Source organism: bacterium (assembly GCA_037128595.1).
Classification (GTDB): domain Bacteria; phylum Verrucomicrobiota; class Kiritimatiellia; order CAIKKV01; family CAITUY01; genus JAABPW01.
Window position 1 is genome coordinate 42507 of the sequence record JBAXWB010000015.1, and the last position, 17953, is coordinate 60459.

Consider the following 17953-nt stretch of genomic DNA (forward strand, 5'->3'; position numbering starts at 1 on the left):
CTTACCCCGGGTTACAGGGTTTGGGCGATGCGCTCGACTTCATAGAATTCAAGCACGTCACCTTCCGCAAAGGCCGTGAAGTTGTCCAGCCGGATTCCGCATTCCTGGCTTTCCTTGACCTCGCTGACATCGTTCTGGAACCGGCGCAAGGAGTCGATGCTGCCTTCGAAAAGAACGCTGCCCTTGCGTTTGACCCGCACTTTGAGGCGGGAGGTGATGCGTCCGCTCATGCACATACAGCCGGCGATCACGCCGCCCTTGGACATGGAGAAGACCTGCTTCACTTCGGCCGTTCCCATCATCTTTTCGCGCAGGATGGGGCTCAGCAGGCCAGCCATGGCTTCGCGAACCTGATCAATCAGTTCGTAGATGATGCTGTGGAGCCGGACCTCGACGCCTTCTTTTTTGGCTAATTTGCTGGCATTTTCATCCAGGGATACATGGAATCCGACGACGATGGCGTCACAGGCGGCTGCCAGAAGGACGTCATTGGCCGAAATGGTGCCCACGCCGCCCAGAATGGTGTGGATGGATACCTTGTCGCTATTGATCTGTTTGAGGGCAAAGTCAATGGCTTCCAGCGAGCCTTGCACATCCGACTTGATCAACAACTTGATCTCCAGCCGGTCTTTGTTTTCCTTCAATTGATCGAAGAGCGTATTGAGTGAGGCGCGTTTGGGCGCGGTCAGCTGGACCAGCTTGTTCTTGGCCTGGCATTCCTCAGCCGCCGTCCGCGCGGCGCGGTCAGTGGCGATGATTTCGAACGCCGCCCCGGCATCCGGTACGCCGGACAAGCCCAGGCATTTGACCGGCGTGGAGGCATCGGCCGATTTCACCTTGACGCCATGGTCATTGATCAGGGCGCGAACCCGGCCCCAGTGCGGGCCGCAGAGAATCACGTCCCCGACATTCAGGGTCCCGTTGGTCACCAGCAGATTGGCCGTCGGGCCCATACCGGATTCCAACTGGGATTCAATCACAAACCCCTTGGCGGGCTGATTGGGATTGGTTTTGAGTTCCATCATTTCTGCCTGAAGCAGAATCATTTCAAGTAATTCCGGGACGCCCGCACCGGTCATGGCGCTGACGTGGCAGCAGATGGTTTTTCCGCCCCAGTCTTCCGGCGTCATATTCATGCCCGCCAGTTGCTTTTTAACCTTGTCGGGATTGGCGGTGGGCAGATCCATCTTGTTGATGGCGACAATGATCGGGACATCAGCGGCCTGGGCATGCTTGATGGCTTCGAGGGTTTGCGGCATGAGCCCGTCCCCTGCATCCACCACGATGATGGCGATATCCGTCATATTGGCACCGCGGGCACGCATGGCGCTAAACGCGGCATGGCCGGGGGTATCCAGAAAGGTGATGCTCTTGTCGCCCACCTGTACGGTGGAGGCCCCGATATGCTGGGTAATCCCGCCGGATTCGCCCTTGGCGATGGTGGTATTACGGATCTTGTCGAGGAGCGACGTTTTACCATGGTCAACATGGCCCAGGACGGTCACAACGGGAGGGCGATGGGTTTTGACAACGGCTTTGATCTGTTGGATCACTTCCGCTTCCGTTTCCTTCTTGACCAGCGGCTTGTGTTCGACCTTCTTCTCACGTTCCACGGTAAAGCCGTGTTTTTCAGCCACGCGGGCGGCATCCTTGATGTCGATCTGCTCATTAATGGAGGCCAGGACATTCAGGCGCATTAACTCGGCAATCAACTGGTTGGGACGCACTCCCAAAAATCCAGCGAGATCACGGACTACGATGGGGCCCTTGAGGATAATCACTTTGCTGCCTTCAGCCGGAACTTCGGCCGCAGGAGCGGGCGGAGTCACCTTGACGGGCGCCACGGGGATCGGCGCGGCCGGTTTTTCGACGACGGGTGCAGGTGCAGGTACGGGTTTCGGGGCGGCAGTCGGGGCTGGGCGCGCGGGTTCAACCGCCTTTGGGGCGGGCGTACTCGGGGCCGCCGGAGCTACGGTCACGGGTGCCACGGGTGCCACAGGCGCGGCGGAAACCGGCGTGGCGGTCGCCTTCACTTTGGCTACCACATCCGCCTCTAGCGTGCTCATATGGTTTTTGGCCGGAAGGCCCATGGCAGCTAACTGATCCAACAGGTCTTTACTGTGGATCCCTAATTCCTTGGCTAATTCATGAACTCTCATGGGCTATTCGATGTTCTCCTGTACGGCAGGCTGTGCGGCGGCCGCTGCTTCGTAGATGGTTTTGGCTGTAGCCTGGTCGAATTCGCCAGTCGCTTCAAGGTCGGCCACTTCCGCGGCCAGAATTCCCTCAATATTCAGGAATCCGGCCTGAACCAGTTTCTCCGCATTTGCACGCCCGATACCGGGGATAGCGGCCAAGTCGCAAACGGCTTTCGCCACTTTCTCCTCGAACGAAATATTGCCTTCATCCTTCTGGACGTCAATTTTCCAACCGGTCAGCTTGGAGGAAAGGCGGACATTCTGCCCGCGTTTGCCAATGGCCAGCGAAAGTTGATCCGCTTCCGTGGTGACATGGATGACCCGCGGCTTGTCGGCATCAATCTCAACTTTGGACAGTTTGGCCGGCGAAAGGGCATTGGTGACATAGGTTTTGATATCATCACTGAAGCGGACAATATCGATTTTCTCGCCAGACAGCTCGCGAACGATGTTTTTGACGCGTACGCCGCGCATGCCGACGCAGGCCCCGACGGGATCGACCTTGGAGTCACGCGACATAACGGCAATTTTGGTCCGGAACCCGGCTTCGCGGGCAATGCCCTTGATTTCAACCGTATTATCGGCAATTTCAGCCACTTCCAGCTGGAATAACCGGCGAAGAAAGTCAGGGTGGCTGCGGGACAGCATGATGCTCGGGCCCGAGGCGTTATCCTGAACGGACAGCACCAGCGCGCGCACCTGATCGCCCACCTGGTACATTTCCGTGGAAATACGTTCTTTAGCCGAAAGGATGGCTTCCGCTCGTCCGAGATCCACCACGATGTCGTTGCGTTCAAAGCGGCGGATGGTTCCGCTGACGATATCATTCACCCGGTCCCGGTACTCTTCGAAGACAATATTACGCTCGGCCTGCCGGATTTTCTGCAAAATCGCCTGTTTGGCGGTTTGGGCGGCAATACGCCCGAAATTTTTCGGAGTGACCTCGATTTCGACGTTGTCGCCAAGCTGGGCATCCGGCTTCACCCGGCGTGCTCCCTGGAGCGTGATTTCGTCATGAGGATTATCCACCTTTTCGACCACGAGTACCGTGGCGAAAGCCTTGATATCACAGGTCTTACGATCCATGTGGATGCGCACGTTTTTGGCGGGCCCCACGCTTTTCCGGGAGGCCGACAACAAGGCACTCTCAACCGTGAGAAACAGCGTCTCCCGGTCAATGCCACGTTCTTTTTCAAGGTAACTTAATACCGATGATAATTCACCATTCATAGTCACACCTCACCACAACTTGGAGACCCTACAATACATAAAAGAGTGGGACGTGCCCACTCTTTGCATAATACCCTTTTCGACAAGCCAGCAGAATATAGTCCGGAATACGGCTTGGGTCAAGCGATTTGACCAACAGTAATAAAAAAGGCCGAGGTTTGAGCCCCGGCCTTATAGCGATCAACGAAACTGGTAGATTACCAGCGGCGTTCGCGGCTCTCGAAGCCACCTTCGCGACGGCCACCGCCGCCACCACCTTCAGCGCGGGGACGAGCTTCGTTCACCTTCATTTTGCGACCACCCGCATCCTTGTCGTTCAAGGAATCGATTGCGTTCTGGGCGGCAGCGCTGTCAGGCATGACGACGAAGCCAAACCCTTTTGAACGGCCGGTTTCGCGGTCCTGAATGATGTTGACGGATTCCACAACCCCGTACTGTTCGAACTGAACTTTGAGATCATCCTGAGTCGTCTGATAAGGCAGATTTCCAACGTAAATATTCACTTTTCTATACTCCAAAAATAAAAAAACTTTTTCAAAAACACATCTAAAAACAAAACACATCAACAAAAACTACTATATTCGGTCACCTTCCTGCCCATTCACCTCCGTAAATCACCAGACCGCATATCGGTCCACAGCGGGAGAACCTACTGCATTCCCCCTTAACCTGCAACATAAATTACAATTCTGGACAGATGCCGCTCTTCCAAGCAGGATAGGTGATATGCGAGCGACGGAAACATGGATATCGGACGAACTGGGGTCCCTAAGGGCGGGGGGCTTGGAGCGGACGCTGGTGGCCTATCCCAATGCCGGGGCGGCCATCAGGGCTGGTTCGGCGTTGCTTTTGAATTTTTCGAGCAATGATTATCTCGGCCTGGCCCGGAACCCGGTCGTGCTCGCCGCCGTGGAGGCGGCGGTACGGGGCTATGGGGCCGGGGCGACGGCCTCGCGACTGGTGACCGGAACGCTGGCGTGTCACGAGGAGCTTGAGTCTCAATTGGCGGCGCTGAAGGGCTATCCGGATGCGCTGGTGTTCGGCAGCGGGTATGCGGCGAATATGGGCCTGATCAGTGCGTTGGTGGGGCGGGACGATCATGTCTTTATTGACCGGCTGGCTCATGCCAGTCTGGTGGATGCCGCGGTGCTGAGCCGGGCCCATGTGCACCGGTTTGCGCATAACGACCCTGACGCGTTCCGGAAGGCACTTCACGCCTGTGCCGCCGGGGGGAAGCGCTTGCTGGTGACTGAATCGGTTTTCAGTATGGACGGGGATGTTGCCCCGGTAGCCGCCCTGACGGCGGTGGCTGGAGCGGCCGGGGCCATGGTGCTGGTGGATGAGGCGCATGCCACGGGGGTCTTCGGCCCGGGTGGGGCGGGCGTGATCCGGCAGGCGGGTGTGGAGTCACAGGTGAATTGCTCCATGGGGACGCTGAGTAAGGCCTTGGGCGGCTATGGCGGGTTTGTGGCCTGTTCCGGGGAGATGCGCCGCTGGCTGATCCATAAGGCGCGGGCCTTCATCTATTCCACGGCGTTGCCCCCCGCCATGGTCGGAGCGGCGCTGGGTGCGCTGGAGTGCCTTCGTGCTGATCCGGGGATGGGTCGTCGGCTCCTTGACCGGGCGGCCCTGTTCCGGGTGCGTTTGCAGGAGGTCGGGCTGGATACCGGTCCTTCCGAAAGCCAGATTATCCCGGTGATGGTGGGCGACAATGACCGGGCGCTCCGGTTGCAGCGTCGCTTGGTGGAGCAGGGGATCCTGGCAGTGGCTATCCGGCCACCTACCGTTCCCAAGGGCACGGCCCGCTTGCGGCTTTCGGTGAGCCTGGATCATTCTCCCGAGGTATTGAGCCGGGTCGCAGGCCTCATTGCCGAGGCCGCACAGCGTGAAGGTGTGATTTCATGATATCAGTGGCCCGATCATTTTCCCGTGCGGCGCAGACCTATGAGCGGGGTGCCTCCCTGCACCGGCATGTGGCGGCCCGCCTGATCGAAACCCTGCCTGAGCCGGGCGGTTTCGGGGCCGGCCGTATTCTTGAGGTGGGCTGCGGCTCCGGCGTCCTGACTGAGCCACTTCGCCGGCGCTATCCGGACGCCTCACTATGTGTGATCGACGTGGCGGAGGGAATGGTTGCCGCCGTTCGCGAGCGCTGGGGCGAGGATCCCCGGATGGACTTTGTGGTGGCCGACGTTCGGGAGTTCCTCTCGCCGCAGCCATTTGACCTCATTGTCAGCAGCTCGGCGCTGCATTGGGCGACGCCGCTGGAGCGGACATTCGGCAATTTGAAGAGGCAACTTTCGTTGGAGGGGCAGTGCTGTGCCGCCCTGATGATTGACGGGACCCTGGGTGAACTTCATGCGTTACGCCGCCGGGTGGCGCCAGGCAAGATCCCGGCCGGCCGGTTGCCCACGGGGGCGGAAGTGTTGGCGGCGGCGAAGGCCGCCGGGTTGACCGTGGTGACGAGTACGGAGGAGTGTATCCAGACCCACTACCATTCCGCCGATGATTTCCTGAGCACCCTGCACGCCCAGGGGTTGACCGGCGGGACCGTGTCACGAGCCGCTGCATCGCTTTCCCGGACGGAACTCAAGCGGTTGCGCCGCGAGTATGATGTGGCGTTTCGCGACCAGGGGGATGGCGTCTACGCCAGCTTTGTGGTGCTCTATATGCAGCTCATCGCATCCTGATGATCTGAACTGTGGGAGGGGCGCTACGCGCCGCGACTCTGGCGCTCCCAGACATTCAGAATGAGCCTGTCGCGGCGCATAGCGCCCCTCCCACAAGCTCCGAGTCGCATGAATGAGAACCCGGAAAAAGGATGTGGGGCGAATCATTTTGCGATTTCGGACATCCAGTCCGACGGCTATGCGGATGTGGTCGTCCTGTTCCGGGATCAAGATGTGGCCGCGTTGCTACCCTCCGCTGTGGATGGGGAAGTGGTGGGACTTGAGCTGACCGGAGCCTTGAAGGATGGGACACTGATCACCGGTTCCGACAACATTACAGTACAGGTTAAGAAAGACCGGAAGCACGAGAAACACGAGAAGCAGGACAAGGATAAAGATAGCGATCGGGATCAGAAGAAAGATGGCGAGAAAGGGCGCAAATAGTTCAGCCCATTACGGCAAGGGGTTGTTGGTTATTTGTTAGGGGACATTAAGAGGTTTCCCGGATAACAAATAACCAATACCCATTTTATGCCCCCACGAACGACCGGGCATTCTGGAACATCCGTAGCCAGGGGCCTTCCTCGCCTTTAAACAGACCCTGCGGCTTCCAGGACAACTGCACCGAGCGGAAGGCCCGCTCCGGGTGGGGCATCATGATGGTGACGCGTCCATCCAGGGTGGTCACTCCGGTTAAACCGCCCAGTGATCCGTTCGGGTTAAGGGGATAGATCTCCGTCGGCCGGCCGTAATGATCCACAAAGCGGAGCGCGGCCAGATTCCGCGAGACGATCTCAGCCGCTGAGCCGGTTCGTTCGAAGTTGGTGAAGCCTTCGCCGTGGGCGACTGGAATGGGGATACGGGAGCCGGCCATTCCCTTCAGCAGGATGGAGGGGGACGACTGAATTTCGAGCGTGGCGAAGCGGGCCTCAAATTGCTCAACTTTATTGCGGGTGAAGCGCGGCCAGGCTTCAGCACCGGGAATGATGTCCTTAAGCAGCGAGACCATCTGGCAACCATTGCAGACGCCCAGCGTAAAGGAGTCAGGCCGCTGGAAGAAGGTCTGGAACATATCGCGCAACCGCTCGTTGAACAGAATGCTACGCGCCCAGCCCGCCCCGGCGCCTAGAACGTCGCCATAGGAGAACCCGCCGCAAGCCACTAATCCGGAGAAATTGGCCAGGTTGATGCGATTGGACAGCAGGTCCGTCATGTGGACGTCCACGCTGGTGAAGCCCGCCCGCTCGAACGCGGCCGCCATCTCAATATGGCCATTGATGCCCTGTTCCCGCAGGATCGCCATCTTAGGGCGGTTCCCGCCGATCGCGAACGGCTGGCAGGGATCGTAGGTGAGTTTGAAGGAGAGGCCGGGATCGGCTTCATCCTTCAGCGCATCCAATTCCTGTTGGGCACATTCGGCGTTGTCGCGGCGTGATTGCATCTCATAGGTCAATTCCGACCAGATGTGCTTGAGACCAAGGACCTTCCCCTGATAGATGTTGGCGTCACTCATCTGGATAGTAAGCGATTGATCCGCCACGGGACTGCCCAGAATAAAGGCGAGGCCCCCGAGGTCATGTCGCTTGAGCACCTCATTGACCTCGGCAATATTCTGGTCGGATACCTGGATGACGGCCCCGAGTTCCTCGGAAAACAAAATGGACAGAGGTTCATCCCCGAGTTCGTCGATCTGGATCCGTAGCCCCTGATGAGCCCCGAAGGCCATTTCCGCCAGGGTGGCAAACAATCCGCCATCGGAGCGGTCGTGGTAGGCGAGCAACAGGTTGGTCTGGACCAGTTCCTGCATCGCTGCGTAGAAATTGACCAGATCCGCAGGGCAGTCCAGATCAGGCGGGGTAGCACCCACTTGGTTGTAAACCTGGGCCAGGGCCGAGGCGCCCAGCCGGTTCCGGCCTTTGCCGAGATCCAGCAGGATCAGCACCGAGTCGGCGACCGGCTTGAGTTCGGCGGTAACCGTTTTGCGGACATCCTGCACAGGGGAGAAGGCGCTGACCACCAGGCTGAGGGGGGCCACCTGTTTCTCGGATTTTCCCTTGGAATCCTGCCAGGTCGTGCGCATGGAGAGCGAATCCTTACCCACCGGGATGGAAATCCCGAGTGCCGGGCACAGTTCCAGGCCCACGGCCCGGACGGTATCAAACAGGGCGGCATCTTCGCCTGCTTCACCACAGGCGCACATCCAGTTGGCGGAGAGCTTCACATTCCCGATGGGGCCGGTGAGGGCGCCCGCCATGTTAGTCAGGGCTTCGCCCACCGCCATGCGGCCCGAGGCGGGCGCATTGAGCAGGGCAATGGGGGTGCGTTCGCCCATGGACATGGCTTCGCCGACATAGCCGTCAAACATGGCGGCGGTCACGGCGGCATCGGCAATGGGGGTCTGATAGGGGCCCGTCATCTGGTCGCGGGTGACCATTCCCGTCACGGAGCGGTCGGTGATGGTGATCAGAAAGGTTTTGTTGGCCACGGAGGGCAGGCGGAGAATCCGTTCGGCGGCTTCACTGACGTCAATGCCCGAGAGATCCAGTTCGGCATGGGTTTCCGGCCGGTGGCGGACGTCCCGCAGCATTTTCGGGGGCTTGCCGAAGATGACCTGCAGGTCAATATCAATGGAATTATTTTTGAAATGGGAATCGTGGAGCACCAGCCGCTTGTCGGCGGTGGCCAGTCCGATGACAGCGGCGGGACAGCGTTCACGCCGGCAGAGGGCCATGAAGCCATCCAGGTTTTCCGGCGCCACGGCCAGCACATAGCGCTCCTGCGCCTCGCAACACCAGATTTCCATCGGGCTCATGGAGAGCTCCTCGTTGTGGATCTTGCGGAGTTCAAACCGGCCGCCTGTCTCGGAGACGAGTTCGGGGCAGCCATTGGAGAGGCCGCCCGCGCCGATATCATGAATGCTCACGATCGGATTGGCCTCATTCAGGGCGATACAGGAGTTGATGACTTCCTGGCAGCGGCGTTGGATTTCGGCGTTATCGCGTTGCACCGAGTCAAAGTCCAGATTCTCCGCGTTGCTGCCACTGCCCATGGAGGAGGCGGCGCCGCCGCCCAGTCCGATGCGCAAGGCCGGGCCCCCGAGCTGGATGATATGGGTGCCGGTGTGGATCGGCTTTTTCAGCACGTGCTGCCGCTTGATATTACCCAGGCCGCCCGCCACCATAATGGGCTTGTGATAGCCGCGGTCCCGCTCATTGTGGCGGTGTTCATACGTCCGGAAAATGCCGGTCAGCTGGGGCCGTCCGAATTCATTGCCAAACCGGGCACCACCCAGGGGGCCTTCGGTCATGATTTCCAGCGGGGTCGCGAGGCGGCCGGGGAATTCAGCGTGGTCTTTTTCCCAGGGCATCACAAAGCCGGGAATGCGCAGATTGGAGACGAAGAAGGCCGACAGGCCGGCTTTCGGGCGTCCGCCAATACCGGTGGCGCCCTCATCCCGGATTTCGCCCCCTACTCCCGTGGCCGCCCCGGGATAGGGTGAAATGGCCGTCGGATGATTATGGGTCTCGACCTTGATCAGGATATCGATCTGCTCGGGCAGTCCACCGTAGTGATTCGACCCGCTGGGATGGACTTCGTACCAATTGCCCGGGAAGCCTTCCATGACGGCCGAGTTGTCCTCGTAGGCCACCAACGTGCCCTGCGGGTGGAGCTGGTGGGTATTGCGGATCATGTCGAACAAGCTGGTGGTTTGCGGCTGGCCGTCAATAATCCAGTCGGCTTTGAAGATCTTGTGGCGGCAATGTTCGGAGTTCACCTGCCCGAACATGACCAGTTCCACATCCGTCGGGTTGCGTTTGATTTTGGAGTACACGCTGAAAAGGTACTGGACTTCGTCATCCGACAGGGCCAGGCCGAGGGTGGTGTTGGCGGCCTGAAGCGCCGGGAGCCCGCCGCCGAGAATATCGATGGTGACCAGCGCGGCCGGGGGAATATGGCTGAAGATATCCGAGAGGTCGTTGTAGAGGCCTTCGGTCATGCGGTCATGAAAGAGATGGAGGGCCGGCTTCAATTTGGCTAACGACGCGTAACTGCCGTCTTTCAGGCGGACATGGAACAGAATGCCGCGTTCCACCCGTTGCACCTCGGCCAGTCCGCAGTTGTGGAAGATATCAATGGCCTTGGAGGCCCAGGGCGACAAGGTCCCTTTGCGGGGCGTCACGAAAAAGCCGTCAGCGGTGGTGGCGGGAATGCGGCAATCGGTATCCAGCAACGCGGCCACGCGGGGCCAGAGTTCAGCGGTGAACTGGGGGGTGGTTTCCACGAGGGTGACGGCCACGGCCTCGATGGAGGTGATGGCGCAGGCGGGAAGTTCCGCGGCGAGGTCACGGGTGAGCTGGTGGCTGCGGAAGGCCGAGAACACCGGCCCGCCCTTGAAGATGTGCAGATTATGTGGAATGGTCATTTGTGAGACTCTTTGCTGGTGATGAGCGGTTTGGGTTGCTGGTTGTAGACTTTCGAGTGGGGGGGGACTGAATGGGTGAGCCAGACATTTCCGCCAATCTCCGAGCCGGCTCCAATGGTGGTCTCCCCGCCCAGGATGGTGGCGCCGGCATAGATGGTCACATCGTCTTCCACATGGGGATGCCGCTTGATTCCCTTGATCGGGTGGCCGTCCTTATCCTTGGGGAAGCTGAGCGCGCCCAGGGTGACGCCCTGATAGAGTTTGACGTTCTTGCCGAGGGTGCTGGTCTCGCCGATCACCACGCCGGTGCCGTGATCGATAAAGAAGCCGGGGCCGATCTGGGCCCCGGGATGAATATCGATTCCGGTTTGGGAATGGGCATGCTCGGTCATGATGCGGGGAATCAGCGGCACCTGGGCCTGATAGAGAATATGCGCGATCCGCTGAACCATGATCGCCTGCAGGCCGGGATAGCTCATCACCACTTCCATGATGGAGCGGGCGGCGGGGTCCCCTTCATAGGCCGCCACGATATCCAGTTGCAGCGTTTTCTTGAGACCTTCCAGGGCGTTCATCAACTCCTTGACGGCGGCGGCGGCCTTTGCCGGGCAATCACCGCAGTCATTGCACTTCTCGAACAGGCACTGGTACCGGAACGCATGGTCGATCTGTTCGTACAGGTTGGTGCTCACGGAGAGGAGTTTGGTGGAGATGAAGTCGCAGAGCTGTTTGGGCGGCATGGGTTCGCGGCCATGGCAGCCGGGGAAGAGGATGGCAATCAGGTCGTCGAGCGCCTGGTAAATGGCCTGGCGACCGGCCAGGTGAAAGCCGCGGGTGGCGTTGGAGGCCGAGGAGCAGGACTCGCAGGAGCAGAGACTTTCCGCAAGTGATTTCAGATCAGTGGCAGTGAGGGGGGGTGTGTTCATAATTATGACCTCGTGATGTTGACCAGGATCCGTTCGGCGCCGAGATTCTCGAGGCCCGCGGCGATGAGAAGCTTGCTTAAGCGCCGTTCGGCCAGGGGGATGACCCGCTTGATCCGGATGTGGTCCTTGCGGCACAGGTTCAGGAAATCCTGCCAGGTGGCCAGGTGGATATTGGGGGTGTCGTACCATTCATAGGGAAGCGATTCCGCCTTGGGCATCCGTCCGGTGAGACCCAGTCTGAGCCGGTTGTGCCAGTTGGCGAAGTTGGGGAAACTGACAATGCCTTCACGGGCGATCCGGAGCATTTCATGGAGGACGTCACGCGGATGCCGGACCACCTGGAGGGTCTGGCTCAACACGACATAGTCATAGGCCTGATCGGGAATCATCTCGAGTTTCTGGTCGATATCACTGTGGAAAACATCGAGATTTTTGCCCATGGCGGCGGTAAGGTGGCCCAGCTCAATATCCACACCCATGCCGGTGGTTTGCCGGTTCGCGGTCAGCAGGGCGAGCAGATCGCCATCGCCACAGCCGAGATCGAGCACGCGCGAGCGGGGCTCGATCAGGGAGGCGATCCGGTCGTAATCGTCCCGTTTAACCGCTGTGACGGCCGTGGTGCATTGGGCGCAGCCGCCCAGGAAGGTGCAGAGGAGCTTTGAGGTTTGCACGATATCGACCAGGAAGGCGTCATGGCCGTAGGGGGCCTTGATCAGGCAGTACGAGACCGGCTTTCCGATTTGAACGAGCGCCGACGCGATGTCCAGTGACTGTTCCGGGGGGAACAGCCAGTCGGAGCTCAGGGCCACAATCAGGAAGCGGGCTTTGACGTGTTTAAAGGCCGTCTTCAGGTCGCCATAGGCTTCCGTCAGGTCGTAGTTATCCATTGCCTGCGTGATGTGCAGATAGGAGTTGGAGTCGAAACGTTCGACGAATTTCTCGCCCTGATACTGGAGATAGCTTTCGACTTCAAAACGGGTGCGGAAGCGTTCCCCGGCGGGACGTTCCTTTTTCTTCCGCCCGAATTTAAGGGTCATGATTTCGGGGGAGAGGTAGGTGATATGGCCCAGCATGCGGGCGGCGGCCAGGCCGTTGCTCGGTTGGGTTCCGGTCCCGTAGTAATTCCCTTCGGCCCAGCCGGGATCACTGGTGATGACCTCGCGGCCCACGATATCAAAGGCCAGGGCCTGGGCGGAGAGCGAGGCGGCGGAGGCGAGGCAGATACAGCGCTCGGGCATGTCGGGATAGCGGATGCTCCATTCAAGGACCTGCATCCCGCCGAATGAGCCGCCGATGATGGCGTAGAGCCGGTCAATGCCGAGATGGTTCAGCAACAGATAATGCGCGTGGACAATGTCGCCGATGGTGATGTTCGGGAAGGCGGCGCCATAGGGGGTGCCGGTGGCCGGATTGATCGAGCCGGGCCCGGTGGTACCCTTGCAGCCGCCCAGGATATTGGCGCAGATGACGTGGAAGCGATTGGTGTCGATGCCTTTACCGGGGCCGATCACGGCGTCCCACCAGCCCTGGGATTTCGGGTCGTCGGAATGATAGCCGGCCACATGGGCATCGCCCGTGAGCGCGTGGCAGATGAAGATGACGTTATCTTTGGCGGGACTCAATGTGCCGTAGGTCTCGTAGGCGACGGTCAGTTCGGGCAGCGACTCCCCGCCGTCGAGCGTGAGCCCGCCGGGCGGAAGCGAGAGGGTGGCCAGTTTTGTCTCCACCAGCCCCACTGATTGTTCGAGATTTGCTATATCCATAACCTGACACCCAACGTAACGGCCATTAACCCTGTTCCGTAGCCCCTCTTTTCTAGCGGGCAGCACCCTAAAAGTCAATCGTGATGCCCGGTTTCCTCAGGGCAGACGCATCTAAATATTCAGCAGAATCGAGATTTTTGACAGAATTAACAGAATGTTCAAAATGGGGGTAAATCCCTTCCTTTGTTTTTAAACAATTCTGTTTATTTTGTTCATTCTGTCGGGTCTTTTCGATTATACGCATCCGCAGGTGATATTAGATGCTGCTGCACAGGAGGTTTCCTGGTCGATCCAGGCGAGATAGGGAGGGTGGCCGCCCAGGATCGGAGTGATAATGATTTCCGGGACTTCGTAGGGATGGTGGCTGCGGATGAACTCCTGAAGGGCGGGCGCGAGGCTGGACCGGGTCTTGCATTGAAGGATAAATTCAGTACCCGACTCCAGCTTCCCCTGCCACCAGTAGACGCTCCGGATGGGCCAGAACTGAACGCAGGAGGCCAGTCGGGCGGCGGTGATCATTTCGGCCAGCTTGATTGCCAGGGCTTCGGAATCGGAGGTCGTTGTAACCGTCACATAGGAGGTGTCATTCATAGGGGGAACCATACCCAATCGTGATGTCTCCCCGCAAGCCGTTTAAGAGTTCCACGCGAAGCCGCGAAGTCGCGAAAGAAAAGGATGGTCTGGTGTCGGATATTCCTGATTTATCACATTTAAATTATTGCGCGAAGTCTTGCGCAAACAATGTTTATGAGTTTGCGCAAATGGTAATAGGCTTGAGTTAAGGCGTATTAAAGGCTCTGTGGGAGGGGCGCTATGCGCCGCGATTCTTCTGTTTGGGAGCCTGTCGCGGCGCATAGCGCCCCTCCCACAAACTTTCTTAACATCCCAGGACTTTAATCAAATCCTCCCGGCCGGCAGCCATCAGGGCTTCGCGCGCCTTCCGGTGGAACTTGGAGTCATGGCAGAGGAGCAGGGCGCGCTGAAGGGCTTTGTCGTTATCGGTCCGGGCCACATAGACCGCTTCGCCCGTCATGGGGTCGTGGCCGGTGTAGAACATGGCGGCGGCGATGGTGAGCGGAGCCGGATAGAAATCCTGAACCTGTTCCGCGCGGATGTTCTCTTTTTTAAGATAGAGCGCCAACTCAATCATGTCGGCCAGGGTGCAACCCGGATGGCCGCTGACAAAGTATTCAATCACCTGCTGGGCCTTGCCGGCCGCCCGGTCTGCTTCCTTGAACCGCTTCACAAAGCTGCGATAGGCCTGGAGGCCGGGTTTCCGCATCAGGCGCAGGACATTCGGGGCAATGTGTTCAGGCGCAATTTTCAATCGGCCGCAGACATGATGTTGCGCCAGTTCGGCAATGTAACCGCGCGTGTCCTGGGCCAGGGCGAGATCAAATCGGATGCCGCTGGTAATGAAGACGTGGTTGACGCCGGGTAACGTCCGGGCCGCACGCAAAAGTTCAAGTTGGGGGTTGGCATCCGTAATGAGGTTGGGGCACAGCTCCGGTGACAGACAGCTGGGTCGCTTGCAGTTGGCGCCCTGCCGGCTGCAGGAAGTCCCGTACATATTGGCGGTGGGCCCTCCCAGATCACTGACGGTGCCGTGGAAATCAGGGGACGTGGCCAGATGCCGGATCTCATCCAGAATGCCCTTGCGACTGCGGGAATGGATGGTCTTGCCCTGATGTGAGGCAATGGCGCAGAAGGCGCAGGAGCCGTAACACCCGCGGTGCGTGGTCACCGAGTCCTTGATCATGTCATAGGCGGCGATACGCTGGCCGGCGTAAACGGGATGCGGCTTGCGGGTAAAGGGCAGGGCGTAGAGGCGGTCGAGTTCGCTGGTATCCAGCGGGGAGGCGGGCGGATAGACCACGAGTTGACGGTCGCCCTGGGACTGAACGAGTGTCTGGGGTGTATCGGTGGCCGCGTTAAGCAGTACCTTGCGGGTCATGACATTGAAGGCCAGTTTGCCTTCGGGGGTGGGGGGCGCTACGGATTCGTAGGGGGGAAGGGAAGTGAACGTCGAACATTGAACATTCAACGTTAAACATTCAACGTTGTTAACATCTTTTATTCGATGTTCAATGTTCGATGTTGACTGTTCAGCGTTCGCCTTTTTCTGAATCTCTGCAGTGCCCGCGGTGCCCGATAATCCCTCGCCCCGATCCAGTCTGGCCGCGACTTCGGCGATCGCGCGTTCGCCCATGCCATAGACCAGCAAGTCGGCTTTGGAATCAAAGAGGATGGAGCGCTTGATGCTGTCCGTCCAGTAGTCATAGTAAGGGAATCTCCGTAGCGAGGCTTCCACTCCCCCAATGATCACAGGGATAGATGCTCGATGATCGAATGTGGGAGGGGCGCTATGCGCCGCGACAGACTCAAAAGTGTCCTCCTGTGACCTGTCGCGGCGCATAGCGCCCCTCCCACAGGGAGAAGGGAGTATCGCGGAATGTTTAAACGCCTGACGCACCTTTGTGACGTAGACGATGGTGGCATTGGGTGGACGGAGGTCGCCCTGGCCTTCGGGCAGATAGGCGTCGTCCCTGCGGCGTTTGCGCATGACGGTCAGGCGGGCGAGCTGACTGTCGAGGTTCCCGGCGGTCACGCCCCAGAACAGGCGGGGCGGGCCCAGGACACGGAACGCCTCGACGTCATTCGGATCGGGTGCGGCAATGATGCCGACCCGGTAGCCGCAGGACTCCAAGTGGCGTCCAATCAAGGCGGCCCCGAAAGAGGGATGATCCACATAGGCGTCCCCCGTCACCAGGATGACGTCGCATTGCGGCCACCCCCGCTGGGCCATTTCGTGGCGCGACATGGGGAGGGGCGCGGGGAGGGGCGTGGTGGAACTTTTTTGGTTCATGAGGAGAAGACTTCAACTAATTGAAGAAATGAGGGAAATCAAAAACAAGAATGTTGCGGCATTATTGTTCGGGAGTACCCGAGCCAAAAATGCCGCAACGGTTTTCCAGGGAATAGGGGGGGATGAATACTTCACTTTATATCTTTGTTCTCAAGAACCCATCTCACGATTTTTTGCGCTGGCGTACTCGACAGACATAAAAATCGTGAGAAATTGTAGGTTTTTTATCTGGATTTCTTCCATTTCTTCAATTAGTGGTGAAGTCTTTCTTTCTCTTCTTTGCCGCAAACTCCGGGGCTTCCTTGATGCAGGTGCCAAGGATCGAGAGGGATTTCTTGAACAGTTTCCAGCTGTCCCGCTTCAATTCCAGCGGGTCGGCGCCGACATCCGCCCACCCGGGAGTGGTCAGGTCATCCGGCGGGATCGCCACTTTATCCCAATTGTGAAAAAGACGGCCCCAAGTGCTGTGGAGAATGTCGTGCACGAGTTTCTGATGAGTGGGGTACCAGAAAGAGTCATGGTAGATCACGCTGGCAATGTAGGCCCAGGGGGCTAACACGGTCTTCAGCGACCACTCGATCGGTTTGCGCAGGGGGCCCCAATAGATCTTGTGCTGCATCTTGCTGGCAAAGGTCATTTTTTTGAAAGGACCGACGAAATGCCAATCCTCCTTCAGCGTCTCGGGATCGCCCACAATCTCGATATCGCGAAGATCGCCGCATCCTAGCCCTGCCTCATGGGCCAAACGGATAAACTTAATGTCTTGTAACGGGTTGAAACCCATTAACTTAGCGGCTACAGCGTCAATGGCAACCTGGTCGGATGAGGCCAGAATCACATTCTTGACGTAGGGGATCATGCAGCGGGGGCCGGGTCCATCCCCGGCAAAGGTGCCGTCCATCACGGCAAAGATGCCTGGATGGATTTTCTGCTGGATTCGCAGCAAGTCCACAAGTGTTTCATGGATAACAGGATGTGTCCAATGACGGTGTTCGTTAAGCAGGCCGCCAAAGGCGTTTTTCATGGCACCGGTGGTGGTCGTGAAGACATGGGTTTTAACGGTCGGGAGGTGAATGATATTCTCCCCGATAAACCGCTCGGGAATCATGAATCCATTCGGGTATACCTCGTTCAGGCAGAGGAACTTATCAGCAATATCTCCGACGGCATCACGCACATTGATCCAAGGTTCATTGCCTTCGTAGAGATGGACGTTTCTGAGGCCATGCGCCTGGACAACATTCAGTTGCTTGTTTTCCCGCTCGCCGAGATGGGCATCGATCACGACGGTGCGGTTATGGCAGGCGTGGATGTTGGAGGGGGAATAGCCGTCCTTTTTCATGGCCCGGATCACGCCATCCAACTGCCAGGGGGTGGTGGAGCTGCCAGGATAGAAGAAGTGCCAACTGATATTGACCTTCAGGGCGGTGTCGGCGGTCTTGGAAATGACCGCCTGGTACCCCGCGAGATTCATAACCCGGTGATAATCCGCCAGCGCGGTGGCGGGCGATGTCCTGAGAATGGCGACTTTTGATTTGCTCATGGAGGGAAGACTACATGAATTCACGCGGATTAACAACCTTGAGTGGCGCTGACAGAGCAGCGCCCTCCATTGAAGAAGAAAAAGGGGTGTTTATTTATGGAGGGGTTTGCTTTCCTCTTGTGGGAGGGGCGCTATGCGCCGCGACAGATTCCAGTTGGTTTTAAATGGACCGTCGCGGCGCATAGCGCCCCTCCCACAATCAGGAATGATACCTGTTCATTTTACTTATTGAAGCGGGTGATGAGTAATGATAGCTTTGAAAGCAATTGCATCCAAATAAGATTTAAATTTTTGAAGGCGCCACGATGGAGGGCTGTGCGGTGAGATTTTATACTCGA

12 protein-coding genes are annotated in these 17953 nt (G+C 58.5%); 3 read left to right on the forward strand and 9 right to left on the reverse strand.

Going from position 1 to position 17953, the window contains the following annotated elements:
- Positions 1-11: 11 nt before the first annotated feature.
- The 3 genes from infB to WCS52_10650 form a co-directional block, all read right to left on the reverse strand.
- Positions 12-2159 carry a translation initiation factor IF-2 gene (gene infB / locus WCS52_10640; protein ID MEI6167641.1) on the reverse strand — a complete coding sequence of 716 codons (2148 nt, stop codon included), beginning with the start codon at positions 2157-2159 and terminating at the stop codon, positions 12-14.
- Positions 2160-2162: 3 nt separating this feature from the next.
- On the reverse strand, positions 2163-3428 hold the full coding sequence (gene nusA, locus WCS52_10645; protein MEI6167642.1) for a transcription termination factor NusA: 1266 nt from the start codon (positions 3426-3428) through the stop codon (positions 2163-2165).
- Between the two features lie 197 nt (positions 3429-3625).
- Positions 3626-3931 carry an RNA-binding protein gene (locus tag WCS52_10650; protein MEI6167643.1) on the reverse strand — a complete coding sequence of 102 codons (306 nt, stop codon included), beginning with the start codon at positions 3929-3931 and terminating at the stop codon, positions 3626-3628.
- Between the two features lie 223 nt (positions 3932-4154).
- On the opposite strand from WCS52_10650, the gene bioF reads away from it, so the two are divergent.
- From bioF to WCS52_10665, 3 genes are all read left to right on the forward strand, one after another.
- The gene (gene bioF / locus WCS52_10655) at positions 4155-5333 is read left to right on the forward strand and encodes an 8-amino-7-oxononanoate synthase (GenBank protein MEI6167644.1); all 1179 of its coding nucleotides are present in this window, start codon (positions 4155-4157) and stop codon (positions 5331-5333) included.
- Positions 5330-6115 carry a methyltransferase domain-containing protein gene (locus WCS52_10660; protein MEI6167645.1) on the forward strand — a complete coding sequence of 262 codons (786 nt, stop codon included), beginning with the start codon at positions 5330-5332 and terminating at the stop codon, positions 6113-6115. The genes bioF and WCS52_10660 overlap by 4 nt, the downstream gene beginning before the upstream one ends.
- Positions 6116-6223: 108 nt before the next feature.
- A complete protein-coding gene (locus tag WCS52_10665; GenBank protein MEI6167646.1) occupies positions 6224-6538 on the forward strand; it encodes a hypothetical protein in 315 nt (104 codons plus the stop codon).
- A gap of 85 nt (positions 6539-6623) precedes the next feature.
- On the opposite strand, the gene purL is transcribed toward WCS52_10665, so the two are convergent.
- The 6 genes from purL to WCS52_10695 form a co-directional block, all read right to left on the reverse strand.
- Positions 6624-10517 carry a phosphoribosylformylglycinamidine synthase gene (purL, locus tag WCS52_10670; protein ID MEI6167647.1) on the reverse strand — a complete coding sequence of 1298 codons (3894 nt, stop codon included), beginning with the start codon at positions 10515-10517 and terminating at the stop codon, positions 6624-6626.
- The gene (gene epsC / locus WCS52_10675; protein MEI6167648.1) at positions 10514-11443 is read right to left on the reverse strand and encodes a serine O-acetyltransferase EpsC; all 930 of its coding nucleotides are present in this window, start codon (positions 11441-11443) and stop codon (positions 10514-10516) included. Before epsC ends, purL begins: the two co-directional genes overlap by 4 nt.
- Positions 11444-11445: 2 nt before the next feature.
- On the reverse strand, positions 11446-13206 hold the full coding sequence (locus WCS52_10680; protein ID MEI6167649.1) for a homoserine O-acetyltransferase: 1761 nt from the start codon (positions 13204-13206) through the stop codon (positions 11446-11448).
- Between the two features lie 234 nt (positions 13207-13440).
- Positions 13441-13797 (reverse strand): divalent-cation tolerance protein CutA, encoded by a 357-nt coding sequence (cutA, locus tag WCS52_10685; GenBank protein MEI6167650.1) that lies wholly within the window; start codon positions 13795-13797, stop codon positions 13441-13443.
- 286 nt (positions 13798-14083) lie between these two features.
- On the reverse strand, positions 14084-16072 hold the full coding sequence (locus WCS52_10690; protein ID MEI6167651.1) for a YgiQ family radical SAM protein: 1989 nt from the start codon (positions 16070-16072) through the stop codon (positions 14084-14086).
- A 247-nt stretch (positions 16073-16319) separates the two neighbouring features.
- Positions 16320-17615 (reverse strand): DUF362 domain-containing protein, encoded by a 1296-nt coding sequence (locus tag WCS52_10695; protein MEI6167652.1) that lies wholly within the window; start codon positions 17613-17615, stop codon positions 16320-16322.
- Between the last annotated feature and the right edge of the window lie 338 nt (positions 17616-17953).

Excerpts from the sequence above, each read along its gene's own strand:
- infB (MEI6167641.1), bottom strand. The coding sequence starts at position 2,159 with ATGAGAGTTCATGAATTAGCCAAGGAATTAGGGATCCACAGTAAAGAC.
- cutA (MEI6167650.1), bottom strand. The coding sequence starts at position 13,797 with ATGAATGACACCTCCTATGTGACGGTTACAACGACCTCCGATTCCGAA.
- WCS52_10660 (MEI6167645.1), top strand. The coding sequence starts at position 5,330 with ATGATATCAGTGGCCCGATCATTTTCCCGTGCGGCGCAGACCTATGAG.
- WCS52_10665 (MEI6167646.1), top strand. The coding sequence starts at position 6,224 with ATGAATGAGAACCCGGAAAAAGGATGTGGGGCGAATCATTTTGCGATT.
- WCS52_10680 (MEI6167649.1), bottom strand. The coding sequence starts at position 13,206 with ATGGATATAGCAAATCTCGAACAATCAGTGGGGCTGGTGGAGACAAAA.
- nusA (MEI6167642.1), bottom strand. The coding sequence starts at position 3,428 with ATGAATGGTGAATTATCATCGGTATTAAGTTACCTTGAAAAAGAACGT.
- epsC (MEI6167648.1), bottom strand. The coding sequence starts at position 11,443 with ATGAACACACCCCCCCTCACTGCCACTGATCTGAAATCACTTGCGGAA.
- bioF (MEI6167644.1), top strand. The coding sequence starts at position 4,155 with ATGCGAGCGACGGAAACATGGATATCGGACGAACTGGGGTCCCTAAGG.
- WCS52_10695 (MEI6167652.1), bottom strand. The coding sequence starts at position 17,615 with ATGAGCAAATCAAAAGTCGCCATTCTCAGGACATCGCCCGCCACCGCG.
- WCS52_10690 (MEI6167651.1), bottom strand. The coding sequence starts at position 16,072 with ATGAACCAAAAAAGTTCCACCACGCCCCTCCCCGCGCCCCTCCCCATG.
- purL (MEI6167647.1), bottom strand. The coding sequence starts at position 10,517 with ATGACCATTCCACATAATCTGCACATCTTCAAGGGCGGGCCGGTGTTC.